Origin of the sequence: Zobellia russellii, from assembly GCF_018728565.1 — a bacterium.
GTDB lineage: Bacteria > Bacteroidota > Bacteroidia > Flavobacteriales > Flavobacteriaceae > Zobellia > Zobellia russellii.
Window position 1 is genome coordinate 124283 of the sequence record NZ_JACSOI010000002.1, and the last position, 19376, is coordinate 143658.

Annotated in this window: 20 protein-coding genes; 15 read left to right on the forward strand and 5 right to left on the reverse strand. The window is 39.4% G+C overall.

Translation table 11 applies throughout. From position 1 onward, the window contains the following. The first annotated feature begins 15 nt into the window (after window positions 1–15). From H9565_RS05975 to H9565_RS06020, 10 genes are all read left to right on the forward strand, one after another. A complete protein-coding gene (locus tag H9565_RS05975) occupies window positions 16–1446 on the forward strand; it encodes a RagB/SusD family nutrient uptake outer membrane protein (protein ID WP_215438315.1) in 1431 nt (476 codons plus the stop codon). 29 nt (window positions 1447–1475) lie between these two features. Beyond that, window positions 1476–2357 (forward strand): PKD domain-containing protein, encoded by an 882-nt coding sequence (locus H9565_RS05980; RefSeq protein ID WP_215438316.1) that lies wholly within the window; start codon window positions 1476–1478, stop codon window positions 2355–2357. 43 nt (window positions 2358–2400) lie between these two features. Further along, window positions 2401–3288 (forward strand): polysaccharide lyase family 7 protein, encoded by an 888-nt coding sequence (locus H9565_RS05985; RefSeq protein WP_246560354.1) that lies wholly within the window; start codon window positions 2401–2403, stop codon window positions 3286–3288. A gap of 241 nt (window positions 3289–3529) precedes the next feature. Further along, complete coding sequence (locus H9565_RS05990; RefSeq protein ID WP_215438318.1) at window positions 3530–4258, forward strand: FadR/GntR family transcriptional regulator; 729 nt, start codon at window positions 3530–3532, stop codon at window positions 4256–4258. Window positions 4259–4486: 228 nt separating this feature from the next. Beyond that, entirely contained in the window at window positions 4487–5767 is a 1281-nt protein-coding gene (locus H9565_RS05995; RefSeq protein ID WP_215438319.1) for an MFS transporter, read from the forward strand. Between the two features lie 37 nt (window positions 5768–5804). Continuing rightward, on the forward strand, window positions 5805–6560 hold the full coding sequence (locus H9565_RS06000) for an SDR family NAD(P)-dependent oxidoreductase (RefSeq protein WP_215438320.1): 756 nt from the start codon (window positions 5805–5807) through the stop codon (window positions 6558–6560). A 55-nt stretch (window positions 6561–6615) separates the two neighbouring features. Continuing rightward, entirely contained in the window at window positions 6616–7656 is a 1041-nt protein-coding gene (locus tag H9565_RS06005; RefSeq protein WP_215438321.1) for a sugar kinase, read from the forward strand. Window positions 7657–7673: 17 nt separating this feature from the next. Beyond that, window positions 7674–8900 carry a 6-phosphofructokinase gene (locus H9565_RS06010; protein WP_215438322.1) on the forward strand — a complete coding sequence of 409 codons (1227 nt, stop codon included), beginning with the start codon at window positions 7674–7676 and terminating at the stop codon, window positions 8898–8900. Between the two features lie 72 nt (window positions 8901–8972). Beyond that, complete coding sequence (locus H9565_RS06015) at window positions 8973–10241, forward strand: NRAMP family divalent metal transporter (RefSeq protein WP_215438323.1); 1269 nt, start codon at window positions 8973–8975, stop codon at window positions 10239–10241. Between the two features lie 192 nt (window positions 10242–10433). Next, on the forward strand, window positions 10434–10595 hold the full coding sequence (locus H9565_RS06020) for a DUF1328 family protein (RefSeq protein WP_194524557.1): 162 nt from the start codon (window positions 10434–10436) through the stop codon (window positions 10593–10595). Window positions 10596–10768: 173 nt separating this feature from the next. Here H9565_RS06020 and H9565_RS06025 read toward each other — a convergent pair whose 3' ends face one another. The 3 genes from H9565_RS06025 to H9565_RS06035 all read right to left on the reverse strand — a co-directional run bounded on the left by H9565_RS06025 (window position 10769) and on the right by H9565_RS06035 (window position 13122). Continuing rightward, window positions 10769–10954: a CsbD family protein gene (locus H9565_RS06025; protein ID WP_215438324.1), complete on the reverse strand. Its 186-nt coding sequence runs from the start codon at window positions 10952–10954 to the stop codon at window positions 10769–10771. Window positions 10955–11053: 99 nt separating this feature from the next. Then, window positions 11054–11464, reverse strand: a complete 411-nt coding sequence (locus tag H9565_RS06030) for an arsenate reductase family protein (protein WP_215438325.1) — start codon at window positions 11462–11464, stop codon at window positions 11054–11056. Between the two features lie 74 nt (window positions 11465–11538). Then, complete coding sequence (locus tag H9565_RS06035; RefSeq protein ID WP_215438326.1) at window positions 11539–13122, reverse strand: hypothetical protein; 1584 nt, start codon at window positions 13120–13122, stop codon at window positions 11539–11541. Between the two features lie 213 nt (window positions 13123–13335). On the opposite strand from H9565_RS06035, the gene H9565_RS06040 reads away from it, so the two are divergent. After that, window positions 13336–13914, forward strand: a complete 579-nt coding sequence (locus H9565_RS06040) for a M48 family metalloprotease (RefSeq protein ID WP_215438327.1) — start codon at window positions 13336–13338, stop codon at window positions 13912–13914. Window positions 13915–13938: 24 nt separating this feature from the next. On the opposite strand, the gene H9565_RS06045 is transcribed toward H9565_RS06040, so the two are convergent. Then, window positions 13939–15456 carry a GH3 family domain-containing protein gene (locus H9565_RS06045; protein WP_215438328.1) on the reverse strand — a complete coding sequence of 506 codons (1518 nt, stop codon included), beginning with the start codon at window positions 15454–15456 and terminating at the stop codon, window positions 13939–13941. Between the two features lie 197 nt (window positions 15457–15653). On the opposite strand from H9565_RS06045, the gene H9565_RS06050 reads away from it, so the two are divergent. Further along, entirely contained in the window at window positions 15654–17039 is a 1386-nt protein-coding gene (locus H9565_RS06050; RefSeq protein ID WP_215438329.1) for an exonuclease domain-containing protein, read from the forward strand. Between the two features lie 341 nt (window positions 17040–17380). On the opposite strand, the gene H9565_RS20235 is transcribed toward H9565_RS06050, so the two are convergent. After that, the gene (locus tag H9565_RS20235) at window positions 17381–17509 is read right to left on the reverse strand and encodes a hypothetical protein (RefSeq protein WP_256439071.1); all 129 of its coding nucleotides are present in this window, start codon (window positions 17507–17509) and stop codon (window positions 17381–17383) included. A gap of 229 nt (window positions 17510–17738) precedes the next feature. Between H9565_RS20235 and H9565_RS06055 the strand changes: the two genes are divergently transcribed. The 3 genes from H9565_RS06055 to H9565_RS06065 are packed head-to-tail and all read left to right on the forward strand — an operon-like array spanning window position 17739 to window position 19364. After that, window positions 17739–18377 (forward strand): SLATT domain-containing protein, encoded by a 639-nt coding sequence (locus tag H9565_RS06055; protein WP_215438330.1) that lies wholly within the window; start codon window positions 17739–17741, stop codon window positions 18375–18377. Continuing rightward, entirely contained in the window at window positions 18374–18913 is a 540-nt protein-coding gene (locus tag H9565_RS06060; protein ID WP_215438331.1) for an ASCH domain-containing protein, read from the forward strand. Before H9565_RS06055 ends, H9565_RS06060 begins: the two co-directional genes overlap by 4 nt. 22 nt (window positions 18914–18935) lie before the next feature. Next, a complete protein-coding gene (locus tag H9565_RS06065; RefSeq protein WP_215438332.1) occupies window positions 18936–19364 on the forward strand; it encodes a DUF7079 family protein in 429 nt (142 codons plus the stop codon). Window positions 19365–19376 lie beyond the last annotated feature (12 nt).

Below are 19376 nucleotides of genomic sequence, written 5' to 3' on the forward strand. Positions count from 1 at the left end.
AATTTACGATATATTATGAAACAATTCAAACTAATAACGATGCTTTTGGCGGTAGTCGTAACCTTTACGGCCTGCGAGAAGGACTTCTTGTCTCCCGCACCAACATCTGGAGTATCTTCGGAAACCTACTTCTCTACAGAAGAAGAACTAGAAACCGCTTTAATCAATATGTATGACGGTATTCAAGGTGTAAATTCTACGGATCCCGATGACAGACATGGTATTCAATACGAATTCTACATCACAGAAATGCGGAGCGATAATACCCGCACCAAAAGTAGTGAAGGTGAAGCAGCACAGTTCGAAAGTTATAACATAACACCGAATAACGGTATAATTGCCAACTATTACGAGAGCTATTATAACATTATCTACAGAGCCAATATAGTATTGGACAATCTTGAAGTAATAGAAAACGTAGCCACTAAAGCATCATATGAAGCCGAAGCTAAATTTGTTAGAGCTTATGCCTATTTCAATTTAGTACGCCTCTATGGTGATATTCCTTTAATAGATAGAGTAGTCGGACCTTTAGAAACCGATATTCAATTTACCCGTGTTGCCGCATCTTCTATATATGACTTTATCAAGAGCGACTTGTCCACTGCAGTTGAGGGGCTAGACAACACCTACCGCACTAGAGCGTCCAAAGCTGCTGCACAGACCTTATTGGCAAAAGTATACTTAACCTTGGGTGAAAACTATTCAGAAGCTCAGACCCTATTGGAAAGTGTTATGGCTTCAGGCTACTCCCTAGAACCAGACTTTGAAGATGTATTTTACAACGAAGAAAACAATGAAGTTATTTTCTCAATAGGCTACCTTCCTAACCTGAGTTCAGACAGTCAAAACTTTTCGGCAGAATGGCTGAACGGCGTAGGTAGAACTTCAGGGGTTAACTATGTAACTAGCGAGGCCGTTGCCGTATTAGATGAATTTGGAGGCGATAGGACCGCAATCTCATATAGGCTAGACCCCTCACAAGTAGGTCAGTACCAAGCAACCAAATACCTTCCGAATGGCGAAGATGGTGGTTCGAACGGGAAAAGCTTTGATAGCGACCCGACACTTGCGGGCAACGATTGGATCGTAATCCGATACGCCGATGTACTTCTTCTCCATGTAGAAGCCATTATGGCCGGTGGTGCCAGTACTACCGCTTCAAAAGCTTTGGCCTCATTTCAGGCTGTACGCAACAGAGCGGGTCTTACCGACCCGGTTACCGAAGTTACAAAAGAAGATTTGTTGTTGGAAAGAAGGGTCGAATTAGCCTTTGAGAATCATCGCTTCTTCGATTTGGTTCGATTTGGTCAAGCGGAATCGGTTTTTTCCACCTTCTCCTCAGCTAATAATCTTGGGTATTCTTCAACCGACTTGTTACTGCCTATTCCACAAAACGAGATTAACCTAAGCAACGGATCAATGAGTCAAAATCCGGGATACTAATCACTTAGTTTACCATAAAAACTGTAAAAATGAAACATATTTTAAATATCGAAATATTGAGAAACAAGTACTACGGATTTCTATCGCTCGTCGTAATTTTATCCGGTATTGCTTGTGAAGACACCTTCGAGTACGAACTGCCCGAAACAAATTCAAAGGTTGACTTGACGCCTCCATCGGCAAGTTTTTCAATCTCCCCGACCGATGACTTCCTAACATTTACCTTTGGTAACAACTCCAGTAGTGCTACTGATTATGTATGGGATTTTGGAGATGGTAATTCTTCTACATCTGTAGATGGCACCAATACATACCCAGCCGAAGGAACTTATACGATAACACTTACCGCTACGGATAAATTGGGGGTATCGAGCACCGTATCACAAACCGTTGATGTTATTGAACCAGAGGTACCTCTGGCCATAACACCAAATATTGGCGGTGCCGCTTTTGATGATGGTGTTGATGACAGTTGTGCAGATAGTAGGGATTGCTGGAGACTTGAAGGGGCTACCATTCACCAAACAACAAGTGATGGAGAAGCAGATACAAGAGGTGCCAAATATCCCTCTGGAAGCGATAATAACCGTATTACCTATCAAGCAGTTACAGTTTCGCCGAACACCAAATACGTCTTGACCGCCAGATATGCATTGCAAGCTGATGGAGACAGTGTTCGGGCAAGTGTTATCGATGGACAACTGAGTAATTTCAGTGAGTTTGCCAACGCTGCCTTATTGGCACAAGAATCAGGAACCGTAAATGAAGGCAAAGGCAACTTTAGCACGCTTACGGTAGCTTTCGAGACGGGTGCCAATGGTGACATAAGCATATTGTTTGATCACGACGGTAACGAAAAAGATTCCTACTTGGATAATGTTGCTATTGCACCAGTAGAAGAACAACCTTAAAGAAAAAATGCAGTTTTTAAACAACTTTTTTAGATCTTGTTATTTGAGTTTAGTTTTGGTTTCCGCCGGAAACTGCCAAGACAGTAATGACTTGGCAGTTGCGGCAAATCACCAAGATGAACCCTATGCGAATATAGACACCCCGGAAACCAAGAGTGTCGACATCAAAAAATATAAGTTACCAAAAATAGACCTGAATCATTGGAAGCTTACCCTTCCTGTTGGAAAACCAACAGAAGTTGAGCCTCCAGAAATTTTGGACTACGCTACGAATGAAGTCGTACGCCACTATTTCTACAATGATTCCACCGATGGTTCATTGGTTTTTTATGCTTTTCCGAATTCAACTACGGCCAACACTAAGTATTCTAGAAGCGAGCTGCGCGAGCAAATGGTACCAGGTGAAAACAATGTGAATTGGACATTTGAACAAGGAGGAAGGATGAAAGCAACTTTGGCAGTAGATGAAATAACAAAAGATATCAATGGCAAATACCATCGAACCATAATCATGCAAATTCATGGCCGATTGACCAACGAGCAAAAAGAGCTCATTGGGGCAAAAGACAATAATGCCCCGCCAATATTAAAAATATATTGGGACAAAGGCTATGTGCGGGTAAAGACCAAGGTATTGAAAAACAAAAGCGCTTCAAATCAAGAAATTTTACACGAAGAAGCTTGGACCGACGATGAGGGGTATACCTTCCCTGATTATGTTGGATTTAAAAAGTTTAAACTTGAGGTCAAGGTTTCCAAAGGAAAATTGGTAGTCATTATGAACAATACAGAATATGCGGTCTATGATGATGTTAATATTAAAAGGTGGGGAATCTTCGAAAATTACTTTAAGGCAGGAAACTACTTTCAAAGTAAGGATGAAGATAGCTACGCTAAGGTAAAATTTTACGATTTAGAAGTTGCACACTAGTTAGTTTTTTATAAAGAAGAAATACCTGCTTTAAAAAATAACAGTTAAAATTTTGTTGTTTTGAGTTAGATTGAGAGTAATTTTGCCGACTCGCTCACCACGGGTCGGTAAAATTCAAAAAACGCTGAGAACCCCCCTAAAATAGTAACTCTTTTAATTTAAGAAATACTTTTTTTGTAGTTTAAAATTTTATAATTTTAACAAACCAATCTGGTTAACCAATTTATAATATACATCAAATATGAAGTTAGAAATACTTACAAAACATGAGAACAAAGAAGTTCAAAATGCGATCATTTCTAATATTCGTGATTTAATCAATTACAAAAATCTAGAACCCGGTGATAAGTTGCCTGCAGAACGCGTACTTTCCGAAAAGTTTGGTGTAAGTAGAAGTAACGTTCGCGAGGCCATTCAAAAGCTTGAGTTCTACGGTATTTTAAACTCAAAACCGCAGAGCGGAACGTTCATTGCCGAGATTGGTCAAATTGCCATGAACGGTATGATTGATGATATTTTGAGTTTGGAAGATCAAGATTTCAAATCATTGGTTGAAACTAGGATTTTACTGGAACTAAAAACGGTTAAACTGGCTGCTTTAAGAAGAACCGATGAAGACCTAGAACGCCTAAAATCTGCTTTTGATGCTTACAAGACCAAGATGATAGCTGGCGAAGATTGTTTGGAAGAGGATTTGCTCTTTCACCTTGCCATAGCTTCGGCAAGTAAAAATAGTACAATGAATACCCTTATGCTATTGATAACCCCAGAGATTATCGTTGCATATGACAAAGACCGTGTATGTGATGGAGATGTTGCATTGGCAGAAGTAAAAAAGCACGAAGACATCTATTTGTCCATATTGGAACAAAACCCGCAAAGGGCCAAAGAAACAATGAAATTACACTTTGCCAAATTATACGATTACATTTATGGCGAAGACAGAAAAGTAAAAATACTAGAAGGATAAAAGTGCACGATTTATCTTTTTACAATTCATATACTGAAGGGAAACTAATACTAAAAAAAACTTATCCAATGAAGGTAAACGGCTAAAGCCGGACATACCAATCCTATTACACAATACGTATTTAAACATCTTAAATACAGGCTTTTAGAACTAACAATTCTCCTATCCCATAGAACTAGGACAGCCATTCGTGTATCCGATTATAAAGAATAATTTAAAAGAACGAAGATGAAAGTCAAAGGTTTAAGATGGTGGGTTATAGCCCTAATTTGTTTGGCAACGGTCATTAATTATATAGACCGTACCGCTTTTGGTGTTATGTGGCCAGAGATGGGCAAAGATTTGGGAATGGATGAGTCGGATTATGCCATTATGCTCAATGTTTTCATGATTACCTATGCTGCCGGAAAGTTTCTGTCCGGTAAGCTTTACGATATGATAGGTACCCGTATGGGATTTGTCGTATCCATAGTAGTGTGGTCCGTAGCGTCAATATTACACGCTTTTGCCAGAGGCCTAATTTCTCTCACACTTTTTAGGGCTATGCTAGGTTTAGGCGAAGCAGGTAACTGGCCAGGCGCGGTTAAAAGCAATGGCGAATGGTTTCCCGTTAAGCAAAGGGCCATTGCACAAGGTATTTTTAATGCAGGTGCATCGTTGGGAAGTGTAATAGCACCCGTACTGATCGCTTATTTATATGGTCATTTCGGATGGCGTTCCACCTTTATCATCATTGGAGCCATTGGGTTGTTGTGGGTCATTCCGTGGTTGTTCATCAACAAGGCCAAACCGGAGAAACACCCATGGATAACAGAAGAAGAACAAAAATTGATTCTTGCCGATAAAATTGCTTTAGGCCCTTCAACGGAGGAAAAGGAAAAAGGTCTTTCCGTGGCAAAAATCCTAAGCTACAAAGAATCATGGGGAGTACTTTTGTCCCGCTTTTTTATAGAGCCTATTTGGTGGTTGTTCGTTGGTTGGATGCCACTTTACCTTAACTCTAAATTTGGTTTTAGCATTGAGGAAATAGGGTCTACTATTTGGATTTCCTATCTAGGCGGTATGGCGGGCAGTATCATAGGAGGCTGGTATTGCGGTAAACTCATGGAGACCAAAACTGTAGATGCGGCAAGAAAGATTACAATAACCATTGGCGGCGCATTGATTTTCATGGGCCTATTGGGAATAATTTTCTTAGTAACGGAAAAGAACCCTATGACCTTTATTTATATCGTGGCAGTGGTACTCTTTGGCTTTCAATTTGCCATCGGTAATATTCAGACTATTTCGAGTGATTTGTTCCGCGGACCATCTGTGGGTACTTTGGCAGGTTTGGCAGGTACCGTTGCGGCAGTATCGGTTATCATAATGAACTCATTGATTCCTATGATCGCATCTGTATCATACACCCCCGCATTTATTGTCATCGCGGTACTAGCTCCTCTTGCAGTACTATCAATATTTGGATTAATAAAGAGAATACGACCCGTAGAATTGGAGTCAGTTTAATACATATAAAAATTCACTAACAGTAACTAACATAGAAATGAAAGGAAAAGTAGCAGTAATAACAGGAGCAACAGGTGGAATAGGTTTCGCCGTGGCAAAAAGATTAGGGCAAGATGGGTATACCGTTATCCTTAACGGCATAGACAATGAAGCCGGTGCGCAGAGAGTAAAAGAACTATCTGCAGAGGGCATTGATGCGGAATATTATGGTTTTGATGTCACCAATGAAGAAGCCGTAACCAAAAACATAAAGGCAATTGGCGAAAAGTACGGAAAAATAGATACCCTTGTAAACAACGCAGGTGGTCTAGGTGGCCGATCTAGATTTGAAGAAATGACCACGGAATTTTATAGATCTGTTATGGCGCTGAATCTAGATTCTACATTTTTCGCATCAAGAGCAGCTATACCTTTCCTTAAAAAAGGAGAAGATGCATCCATCATCAACTATACCTCAAACGCAGCTTGGACCGCTGGCGGACCAGGAGCTGGTATCTACGGAACTTCTAAAGCAGGTGTTCATACCATTACCAAAGCTTTGGCAAAAGATTTGGCCGAATACGGTATTAGGGTAAACGCGGTATCTCCAGGTACTATTGACACCCCTTTTCATGCACAGATCAAAGCTACAAAACCAGAAGTTTTTGCTTCATGGGCCAACAGCATTATGTTGGGTAGATTAGGTCAGCCTGAAGATGTTGCCGGTGTGGTATCTTTCCTAGCGAGCAGCGATGCTAAATTCATTACCGCAGAAACCATCCAAATTGGTGGTGGGCAAGCTTTAGGAATCTAACGGTATATATCTAAAACTAGCACTTAAGAACAGTAATACAGTAACACAATTTGAAATGAAAAAAGTAGTAACCTTTGGAGAAATAATGTTGCGTTTAGCTCCTCCGGGATTTTTAAGATTTTCACAAGCCAATACTTTTGATGTTGTTTATGGCGGAGGCGAGTCTAACGTAGCCGTATCGCTCGCCAATTATGGCGTTCCCGTAGATTTTGTGACGCGTTTACCAAAGAACGATATTGGGGAATGTGCACTTATGGAAATGCGAAAAAGAGGCGTAGGAACGGATAAGATTGTCTATGGTGGCAACCGTCTAGGAATTTATTTTCTAGAAACGGGTGCCGTTTCCCGTGGGTCTAAAGTGGTTTATGACCGCGCTCATTCCGCTATTTCTGAGATAGAATCCGGTATGATAGACTGGGATTCTGTTTTTGAGGGTGTGGAGTGGTTTCACTGGACAGGTATTACACCAGCTATCTCACAAGGTGCTGCAGATGTTTGTTTGGAAGCGGTAAAAGCGGCCAGTGCAAAAGGCATAACTATTTCAACCGATTTGAATTACAGGGCCAAGCTTTGGAACTATGGAGGTGATAGAGAAGCTATCATGACCGAACTTACTTCTTACTGTGATATTATTTTAGGGAACGAAGAAGATGCAGAGAAGCACTTTGGTATTCACCCTGAAGGTTTGGATGTTCATAAGGATGGTGCCGATGTTAAAGCGGAAGCATTCTTATCAGTCTGCAAGCAGATGATGAAAAAATTCCCAAAAGCAAAAAAGGTAATTACAACGCTAAGGGGCTCTATTTCTGCTTCTCACAATACGTGGGCCGGTGTACTATGGGATGGTTCCAAAATGTACGAAACACGTCAGTATCAAATTACGGATATTGTGGATCGTGTTGGTGGTGGCGATTCTTTTATGGGCGGATTGATCTACGGATTATTGAAATACCCAGAAGATGACCAGAATGCTCTAGACTTTGCCGTAGCGGCATCCTGTTTAAAGCATACTATAAAAGGTGATGCCAACTTGGTTACCGTAAGTGAAGTAGAAAAGCTAATGGGCGGTGACGCTTCGGGAAGAGTTGCCCGCTAATTTGTAAAACTTGAAACATGGCTTCTAAAAAATCGATATTGATTATTTGTGGTGGAGGCCCTGCTCCGGGCATTAATGCTGTAATAAGCACAGTAGCCAAGATTTTTCTGAAGGATGGCTATCGCGTACTGGGACTTCACGAAGGTTTTAAGGGAATTTTTTCCGAGGAACCCCAAATAAAGGAATTCGATTTTCCCCATGCAGACCGTATTTTTAGTCGAGGTGGTTCTACTCTTATTATGAGTAGATTCAAACCCAGCGATGAAAAAATAAACACGAAGCTTTTTTCCGATAATAATGTAAAACTATTGGTCAGTATTGGCGGTGATGACACCGCCTCTACGGCCAATAGAATTACAGGGTACCTGTCCAAAGAAAATATCTTTATTTCAAACATTCACGTACCCAAAACAATTGATAATGATTTGCCCCTACCCGACCGGAATCCAACTTTTGGATTTCATTCGGCCAAGGACGAAGGTGTTCGTATAGGCAATACCACTTATGAGGACGCCCGTACCAGTCAAAACTGGTTCGTTATGTCTACCATGGGTCGTTCTGCCGGGCATTTGGCATTTGGTATAGCCACCAGCTGTCATTTTCCCATGATGGTCATTCCCGAAATGTTCAACAAGACTTCCATCACTTTTGACAAGGTGGTTCGCTTGATTATTTCATCCATCATAAAGCGAAAAATACTGAACATTAATTATGGTGTAGCACTGGTTAGCGAAGGTGTTTTTCACATTATGCCGGATAGCGAACTGGACCATTGCGGCATTAACTTTACCTATGATGATCACGGCCATCCGGAATTGGGCAATGTAAGCAAGTCTCACATCTTTAACATGCTGGTCCAATCAAAATTGAAAGAACTGGGCGTAAACATAAAAAGTAGACCTGTAGAACTTGGCTATGAGCTTAGATGTTGCAGACCTATAGGGTTTGACCTAACTCTTTGTACACTTCTGGGGCTTGGCGTAAAAAAACTATTTGACCAAGGCGTTAGTGGTTGTATTGTTACCGCAAATTCCAAAGGTGAAGTAACGCCGTTATTTTTAGAAGATTTGCAAGGCAAAGATGGTAAAATTGCCCCTCGTCTAGTGGACATAGATTCGGAATTTGCTCGACTTTGTTTTCAGAACATGCACTTTATTGAGGAGGCCGATTATGAAGCTGCAAAAGCTTATTTACCAGACCCTGAACGTTATGATTTCAATAAAATCCTAGCTCAATTAGAGTAATTATCAAGTTGAATGCAACTTATATTTTACCTCTTCCCCTAAAAGTACTATTTCACCAAAAAGTATCCCAACATGGCAGAACAAAAGACTAGTTTTTGGAAAAAAATAATCGCCCTAGCACTTGCTTTTGGTCCGGGTATTTTTGCTATTGGGTATACTATTGGAACCGGAAGTGTAACCTCTATGATCGTAGCGGGCAGCACCTATGGTATGCAGTTGTTATGGGTTTTGGTATTGAGTTGTATTTTCTCTGGAATGCTGATGTACGCCTATGGAAATTATGCATTGGTAACTGGAGAAACGGCCCTATACGCGTTTAAAAAACATCTAAAATGGGGAAAACCCATTGCCATTTTAATCATTCTGGGCGTTTCGTTCGGGCAGTGGAACTCACTTATGGGAATACTTGGTATTTCGGCAAATATCATCTTTGAGATATTTTTGATTTACTTCCCCTCATTGGCCGATTATCAATATGAGTTGGTTTTGACTATTGCTATCTTGGTTATTGCTATTATGTATCGTTTTCTATTAATAGGAAAGTATGTTTTCTTCGAGAAAATATTGGTGATTTTCGTTACGATTATGGGACTCTCTTTCTTTGTTTCCCTTTTTATGGTCTACCCCTTACCTATAGAAGTAGCCGAAGGGCTTATCCCCACTGTTCCAAAAGTAGAAGGAGGAGGAATGATGGTTGCCGCCTTTGTGGGCACCACTATGGCAGCAGCAACTTTCTTGTCCCGTCCTTTATTCGTTAAGGGAAAAAAATGGACCATTGCGCACCTTAAGCAACAAAAAAAAGATGCCATAATAGCGGCCTCACTTGTATTCGTAATCAGTGCAGCCGTAATGGCCGTAGCCTCTGGAGCACTATTTCACCAAGGCCAGCCCGTTACCAAAGTTTTGGATATGGTAAACACCTTGGAACCCGTTGCCGGAAAGTTTGCGCTTACCCTTTTCTTTTTTGGCACGTTAAGCGCCGGTCTTTCCTCTATTTTCCCCTGTTTACTTATCGCTCCTATTCTCCTTGCGGATTATCAATCCGGCGAATTGGACACAAGCTCTAAACAATTTAAGACCATTACCGCCATTGCTTGTCTATTTGCTTTAATAGTGCCCGTATTTGGCGCTAACCCTATTGAAATGCAGATTGTTTCTCAGGTTTTTAATGTTTTTGTGCTACCGCTGGTAATCTTGGGAATCATACTGCTGTGTAACAACTCCAAATTGATGCACACATATAAAGCCGGACTTCTTCTTAACATTGGGCTTTTTGCCGCGCTATTCTTCTCTATTGTAATCTCTTATAACGGAGCTATAGCCCTTTTGGACTATTTCTAAAATGGTATTGAATGCTGTTCCAGCGTCCCATTTTATTATCAATGTTGCTGAGTCCCTACGGAAATACAGTTAGTTTTAAATTGCATACAGTCAAGGTCATCCACTTCATTTTAAGACCTTTACCTTAAATGATACGAACTACAAATTGTATCAAAAAAGACAATTTATTACTAATCATAAAAACCACAAGATATGTTACGTTGGACAGTTATATTTATCATATTAGCCATTATTGCAGGAGTATTCGGATTTGGAGGAATCGCTGCAGGTGCCGCTAGTATTGCCAAGATTTTATTTTTCATCTTTATCGTACTTTTTATAATCAGCTTGATTATGGGACGTAAAAAGATTTAGAGACCAATAACTCATACACTAAGGATTAAAGGATAGCTTTTGGCCATCCTTTTTTTTTGCAAGAACGCTGAACAACTTCCTGTTCCTTCAATTTTAAATATATCTAAAAATAACATACAAAAAGGCCCGAGCGTAAATGCCCGGGCCTTCTTACTTTTTAAACTACAACTGTATTACCAGCTTGCAATTTCTGCTTTCAGCTCTTCTTTTCCTTTTCCAACTTTTTCCTGTACCCTTCCGAGCATTTCATCAAATTTGCCTTCGGAATAGGTTACGTCGTCATCGGTAAGGTTTCCGTATTTCTGTTTTAGTTTTCCCTTTACTTGGTTCCACTTTCCTTCTAATTGTTCTTGATTCATCTTTATTATTTTATGTGATTAAACTTCAACTTAACTGTACTTAAAATTAGCAATGAAAATTGCCAACAAGTGATACAAAAGAATAGATTCTTAATCTTATTAATTATAAGGCTTGTCTAGCGCAGCACTGTCATCATCCATAAACTTTACAAAATCCGAAGGATTGTGAATAGGAATAAATCGTTCTCCTTTTATAACTACCGGAAAAGCTAAAGTTGATGGGGATTTCTCCAGAATACGCAACCAATCATGCTCATCTAAATCTACCTTCTCGTTCCCATATTTTTCTTTAAAATCAGGATGATCCTGATTTACCAATTTTCCCACAGGTACGTTCATATTATGAGCAATTTCCGCCCATTGGGTACCCGTTACATTTGTTTTTGAAATATCTATAGCCAGAATATCTTCATCTGCAGATTCTACGTAAGCATACGTTTGTTTACCGATTGAATTTTCTGAATTATAATATAGCGTTATCTTCTTTTTATCTTTTGAAATGACTCCCATATCCTTGAATTTTAGTTTCTAAATTACCTTCTTCAAAGTACTTTTTCCCTGCCTTGTAGATTACCTCTAAAAAATTAATTTTTTCTCCTTTTATTTTTTCCGTTACCTATAATAGTAGAAGTCAAACCGTCATTAACATTTAGCCACAGATAATTAAAAAAGGACTTTGTGGGGTCTCTTTCTGCTTCAATACCGCCATATCTGTATCCGTTTTCATCGGTATTGGAGCCGTCGTTCACAAATATTCTTCCTATTGACGTCAATACTTTATTTATGCTCAGACGGTCTTTCTTTAAGACTGAAAATTCAAAATCTTCATACTTCATTTTCATATCGCCTGCGGACGAAACCGCATCTCCGCTTATGGTAAAATAGAGTTCTTGAATTTCGCCTTTAGCACGTACCCGTAAATTGGATTCTAAAAAAGGATTGATGTTCTTTGAACTAAAACTTTTTACGGTACCGGAAGCCAAAAATGCATCTGTATTATTTTTGGCGTCAAACGACCAGTTTAAGGTTATTGGGGCTTCGCCCATGAGCAAAGCGTTGGCGGCTAAACTAGTTTTTTCCTTTCGTTCCGGTACATTTTGAATATGAACGATTTTAGCGTTTACATCACCAAAAATAATCTTGCCGGGAGTCGTTTCCCTATTCACTCGCTCACTATAAGTAATTGCACCATCCTGTATCTGTATTTCGGGAACATCTAGCTGTATGGGCAGTTTACGAATGGCTTCGCTGTACATTTTCTTTCTCTCCAAATCATCGGCCACTAGCTTATCTCTGTACATTTCTAAATTGGGTCCCTGCAAAGTCCCCTTTCCGGTACGCACCCAATATTTAGCATCGGCATAACCAAAAGCAATCTCATCAAAATCTACTTGGGGAATTTTTAAATCTATATAGTCATGTTCTTTTCGCAAGTGCGCAGACAGCTTGGTCTTACTATATTTTGATTTTAGTTTTAAGTCCGTTACCCGGAGATGGCCTTGATCCAAATGAATTTCATTTACGTTTAGCGCCTCGTAGGGACCTAAATCCGCGTAAAGCGAATTCCCATTAAATTTTACATCGGAATAGGCAACGGGAATCTTGGAATTAATACGATTCCTATCTGTAACAACCTCATCCATTTCAAAAAAAACCGAGTCCAATTTCATAGCCACACTATCTTCTGGGTTCTTAAACAGGGTTACAGAACCATTCTTGATGTTGATGTGGTCTATATGAATGGACTTTTTAAGCCCTATACTATCATTTTTTGATTTTGTGGCCTCATCTTCTTTTCCTTTTAAATAGTATTTTACAACCGGCTTATCTACATTAATATTAGTGAGCGTTATTTTCTTGTTGAAAAGAAACTGCCAATAGCCCAACCCCACAACCTCCAATACTTCTATTTTTGCGGATGCCCTAGGCCTGATAGAATCCGAAATTCCAATGTTCAAATCAATAGTATTCAGTTTTGTCGTTCCAGTCAAAACGTTTACATCTATGTCTTCATATGCCAATTGAATATGTGGTGGCAATTTGGTCTTTAAAAAATTCGCGATGGCATCCTTTGCCAGAAGTTGGGCCCCAAGTAAGGTTAGGGCCACGAGTACCAGTAATACCAAAATGATACGGGAAATAATTTTTATGGTTCGCTTCTTATGCATTGTTCAAGTTTAATTTGGCAACGAAACCCTTAGGCATCCTCCCCAATTTTAAAATTCCCTCTTTAAACCTTAAAATGAGTGTGCTTTCCAATTTATAATTAACCGGTTAGGTAAAAGGGTTTTAATCTACAGCAGGGTTTTATATATTATGTCTCATTAATGTAAACACGTATAATTTAGGTTTTGTATCACTTTAAACTATTCATATTCTTCATGGCTTTTGTCCAATTAAATGCACAACATACAGTTCCCGATGTCATAAAAAATGAGGCCCGGATTGCGCTATCGCACTACCCGGAATTGGAACAAACACCCATAACCTTTAAAATTGTAAAGAAGATCAAGCAATCTACCATGCAGGCGCAGCCCAAATTCAACAGTCTTTTTAAAGGACGAAAGAAGCGTGCCTATGTTATTCTAATAAGTGAAAAAATAAAGATTTCCGATACCGTCTTTTTCACCAAAGATGTACCAAGTGACATTATGATTGGTTGGTTGGGGCATGAACTGGGGCATGTAATGGATTACAGGAACCGCAGTACCCTAAATCTTATTTGGTTTGGCCTTAAATATTCATTTTCCGGCTCATATATTAAAGAAGCGGAACGTGCAGCGGATACTTTTGCCGTTGCCCACGGAATGCACGATTATATTCTAAAAACGAAACATTTTATTCTTGATCATGCCGAAATTGAAGAAAAGTACAAAGAACGTATAAGACGTTACTACTTGTCTCCCGAAGAGATTATGGCTATTGTAAAAGAAAGGGAGACTACTGAAAAGAAACCCTAATCTCCTTACCGCTAAAACTCACCCCTATGGATTCACAAAAGCTTCCCATTCCTTAAATTTCTCCTCGCCCATAACACGCTCCATTTTTACTTGTCCGCCTTTCTTTTTATTCTTTCCGTTCCAGTCATGGAAAACGGATGGCGGCACGGTTACGACCTTTACACCCTTTAATGCTTTAGAACGTGCCACTTTATAGTTCTTGTTGGCATTTTTAAGAGATTCGTCCAACGCATTGGCCAATTCAACAGCATCTGTTTTGTCTTCCGTGCCCAGATACCAGCAATGGTAAAACTCACCGTCTATTCGTTTGGCGCATAAGGTATATTCCGGAATTCGGATACTGAATTTTTCTTCCAACTTCTGCACACCCGCATCCATTTTATTTACTGATAGTTGAGAACCCACTGTATTCAAGAAGAACTTGGTTCTACCCGTTATTTTTATTTCTGCGCGTTCTACATTCGTAAATTCAATGGTGTCCCCAATAAGATAGCGCCACGCTCCGGATACGGTGCTTATGATTAATACATAATCCTGACCTTCTTTAACTTCGGAAAGTTTTATGGAGGGTGCATCATCACTTAGCGAACCATCTGGCTGAATGTATTCCGGCTCAAAAGGAACAAATTCAAAATAGATACCGGAATCCGTAGAGAGTTGCATGGCATCTGTTTCGGGTCGGGATTGAAATGCTATAAATCCTTCCGAAGCCAAATAGGTATCTATTACGGTTACGGGTTTGCCCAGCAACGCGTTAAAACTCTTTTTATACGGCCCAAAAGCCACCCCGCCCGAGGTATAGACCTGTAGATTGGGCCAAATCTCGTGAATATGTTGCAAACCATGGTAGTCTATAACTTTCTGTAACATCAACTCTATCCAAGAGGGAATACCGCTTAATGCGCCAATATCCCAATTGGGAGCTTCTTCCGCTATTTTTTGCACCCGCTCGTCCCAATCATCGATCTCCGCAATTTCTTCGCCCGGCTTATAATAACCCCTGAACCAAGTTGGTATATTACTCGCACTTATGCCACTGATCTCCCCTTCTTCGTGACCTTCTACCTTGTTCAAATCCGTAGAACTGCCCAACATTAGAATTCCGAGCTCAAAAAAATCAGGAGGTAAGTCAAAATTGCTCAAGGCAAACACCTGCTCTACCCCTGTACTCCGGATCGCATCTATCATATCATTGGTAACCGGAATTCTTTTACTCGTTTTTCCTGTAGTACCGGAACTCAACGCAAAATAATCCGGTGTTCCCGGCCAAGTTACATCCTCTTCTCCTTCGTGCAGTTTCTGCCACCATTCCTTATTTATTCGGTTATAATCAAAATAGGGAACAGATGCAGCAAAAGCATCTGCAGGACTACTGGATTCGCGGATAGCCTTAAAATTGTAGTGCTTTCCAAAAGCAGTGTTTTCGGCCTTTTTTAAGAGCGCTTCAAGTACGGCTTCCTGTTCCTCAACCGGATTTTTAGTTCCTGTGAGCTTATCCCTTACATCAATGAATCCTTTTATAATATGTCCTATGATCGGCATGTGAATCGTTTTGTGTAAAAATAATCCTAAACGGATTGGAGACTGTTCTTTATGCAATGTTTGATTAACCCAAACGACTGCTTTTTACCCCTATTTTTTCTGCTGAATTCCTGTCCCACTTTTGGCCATAACGTTAAACTTTTTAAAGCCGAAAGAAGTTTGCGTAATTTTACGGTCCAATTCCACCACACATACATTTGTACAGCATAGTAGACATAGAGACTACCGGCAACGGTATTAAGGGTAACAAGATTACCGAGATTTCCATATTTATATTTGACGGTCATGAGATTGTAAATGAGTTTACCTCCTTGGTAAATCCGCAATCTGAAATTCCCTATTTCATAACACGATTAACGGGAATTGATAATGACATGGTCCGTGATGCCCCTACGCTTGACGAAATTGCGGAAGACATTCTAAAAATTACCGAGAATACCATTTTTGTGGCCCACAGCGTTAATTTTGACTACAACGTAATTAAAAACGAGCTGAAACTCTTAGGGTTGGATTTTATACGAAAGAAACTCTGTACGGTTCGTCTATCCCGTAAACTCTTGCCCGGCTACCATTCCTATAGCCTGGGCAAATTATGTTCTTCGTTAAATATACCTTTAACGGATAGGCACCGTGCCCGTGGAGATGCCCATGCCACTACCCTACTTTTTAAAAAACTTTTGCGTGCGGATGGTGCCGCCCAAGTTTTTAAGACCTTTCTAAACGCCCGCTCCCAAGAAGCCACTTTACCTTCGGCATTACCCAAGGAAGCTTTTGAAAAGTTGCCCACGACACCTGGTGTGTATTACTTTAAGAACGGAAAAGGAAAAATCATTTACGTGGGCAAAGCCATTAACGTTAAAAAACGTGTACTTAGCCATTTTTACGATAAGTCCACCAAAGAAATAGCCCTTTGCCAAGCAACCGCGGATATTGATTTTGAACTTTCCGGAAGCGAGCTTTTAGCACTCTTAATGGAATCAGAAGCTATAAAACACCATTATCCGGAATTTAACCGCGCTCAGAAAAGAAAGATTCAGCCGTATGGTATATTCAGTTATGAAGACCGGAACGGCATTATGCACCTGGCGTTCAATAAACTGAAAATGGCCCCCAATTCTGTGTTGACGCTCTACGGCCCAACGGACTGCCGTTTGTTCATAGAGGAAATCTGTAAAAGTTTTAGGCTATGCCCTAAATACTGCCACTTACAGGAGAACGTTAAAAGCTGCAACCATTACCGGTTAGAAAGCTGTGATGGCATTTGTAGAGAGGAAGAAGATATTGCTCTATACAACGAAAAAGTACAATTGGCCTTGCACCATATTAAAGCGCAGAAAGAAGATTTTGTCATTAAGGAAAAAGGGCGGAATCCGGAAGAACAGGCTTTTGTTCTGGTAAAGAACAGTACATACATGGGGTACGGTTTTATAGGCGGGGAAGAAACAATTACTACGGACCATGAATTGGAAACTTTTCTAGTACAACAGAACAACACTCTAGAAACGGAGAGTATAATCAAGTCCTATATCAGTAAAAATCCGGGTAAGATTATGGTGTTAAAAAGTGAACATCTGGGCAGTTAGCGCTTAGGCTATTTATTCAGTTTCCTGTACATAAGAATTACGAACAACAACCATACACTAAATATGACGATTACAACAGTGGTATATATCCATATAGCATCCATAAGTTTGGTTTCAGTTGGTACAACAGTTTGGCGGCTTTAACGGACTAAAAATATTGGCTTAAAAAAAGTCAATCAATTTGTAATCCAATTCCTACTAAAGATAAGTAATAAGATGTAAAAACACCTCATTAGCTTTATGATTGTCTTAACATTTGCAAAAATTGCAAGAAAAAAGTGCTAAGCCTGTCTTATTCGCAACAAAAAGTAACTTAAATGCACAAAACCAAGAAGATACGGTTACTTTTTTCCGCCACTATTTATAAAAAGAATAATCATAACCACCAGAGCAATACATACCAAAGCAAAAATGGCGATCATAACAATACCGTTGCTATAGTTAACGAGAGGTAAATTTTGTGAAATCATAGGTCAATTATTTATAACTCCACAAATCTATAGTAGACCTACTACCCAAACTATGATAATTGTCAGGGTAGCCGGTTTTTAGAAAATAGAACACAATTCCGTAATTGAATTTGTCAGAAATTTCTAGTATTTTTCCATTAGGAAACATTAACAAGTTCGTAATGTTGTTTTTCACATTTTTGTCAAGAGTTTCAAAAAATATGACTAACCCAAAAATTAAAGAATCTTGATGAGTAATGAATTAGAAACCACATCTGGACAGCAATATTTAGATAAAGATTTTAGTGTTGAACTAAACTTTAAATTTTGGACAACGAAAGGAGCTAGATTTGTTGCGAGCCATAGGTTGAAATCAGTTAATAAGCTTTCTTCATATTCATTAGGTTTTTTATCCGCTTATTTAATAATTCTTGGTCTATTAAGTGTATTTGAAGTTGGGCCTGAAACACCAATTTCAGCAAAGAATTTTGCTCTAATCTCAACCAGTCTTTCAATTTTAATTCTTGTATTTAGTCAACTAGAAGGATTTAATGACTATCGACTACGAGCAGAGAAATTTCACGATTGTGCACTAGAAATAAGTGAGCTATATAATAAATTACGATACTTAAAAACAAGCTCAATGAAACAGGATGAGATAAATAAACTTTCCGAGAATTTATCCATTGAATATTCTAATGTTTTAAAAAAATATGAAAACCATAAATACATTGACTTTTTAATGTTTCAAACTACAAAAAATGACTATTTCAAACTAAATCTGTTGAACATTTTAATAATAAAGCTAAGATATTATTGGAGTACCCAATTTTTATATCATGTCTTAATAATCCTTCCTCCAATTTTAATCTATTTACTAATAAAATGAAAAACCTCATCCTAATCGTTTTTCTGATTCTGGCCAGCTGTAAAGGCGAAACCAAAACAGAGCAAGAGGTTGCTATAGACCCATCCGTTCCGGAAATGTGGGAGGTTTTTATAACATCCCATCCAGAGTTTAAGGGTGAGGAACAGCCAGAATCTTGGTTTTTTCATAACAATAAAGCCGATGCCGATCGGCTCGCAAAATTGGTCTTGACAGGCAAAAAGCAAGCAGGTTCCGGGCTGTATGCTTGGTACGAAGAAGCCAACGCAGATTTACCCTCCGTAGGAACCAAACACATCATCACCAATTTTGACGGAAAAGCGCAAGCTATAATTAAAGTAACAAAAGTAGATACCATACCCTTTAATGAAATATCAGAAGCATATGCTGCTCTGGATATGGGAATAACAGATGACCCTCTCAATAAATGGAAAAAAGCCCATTGGGATTTCTTTTCTAGCGCAATGAAAGAAAGTGGAGAAAAACCAACAGAAGACATGCTCATTGTTTGCGAGTGGTTTGAAACCGTATGGCCCTAAGTCCAAAACACTTGTTACACTCATGAAGCCAGACCAAATTAAGTCAAATAAATCGGTACCAACTACCATGCAGATGGAATTGGAGCAAAGATTTCCGGTATGGAATTCCATTTCGGAACTCTACTTGGATACGGAGCTACAAGATTATAATTACGACACCATAACACGCACTTTCATTAACTCCGGCTTTTCTCTAGAGGAATTGAAAGCTATTGACCGCCACGAAGTTTTTCCCGTACTCAAAGCTAACCTATTGAACATCTTTGGCGAATGGAGAGGTTTTGACGAGCAATGGTTGAACGAAGAATGCACCAAGCGTTATTTAAAAAGAGAGAACCGCTGGTTTAAGTATAAGAACCAGTTTTACGATTATTTTTTGTTCTCCATGCGAAAAGACCACTGGACCGAAATTGAAAACCGAATGCAAATACATAGTGCCAATGCCAAATAGCACCCCAAGATT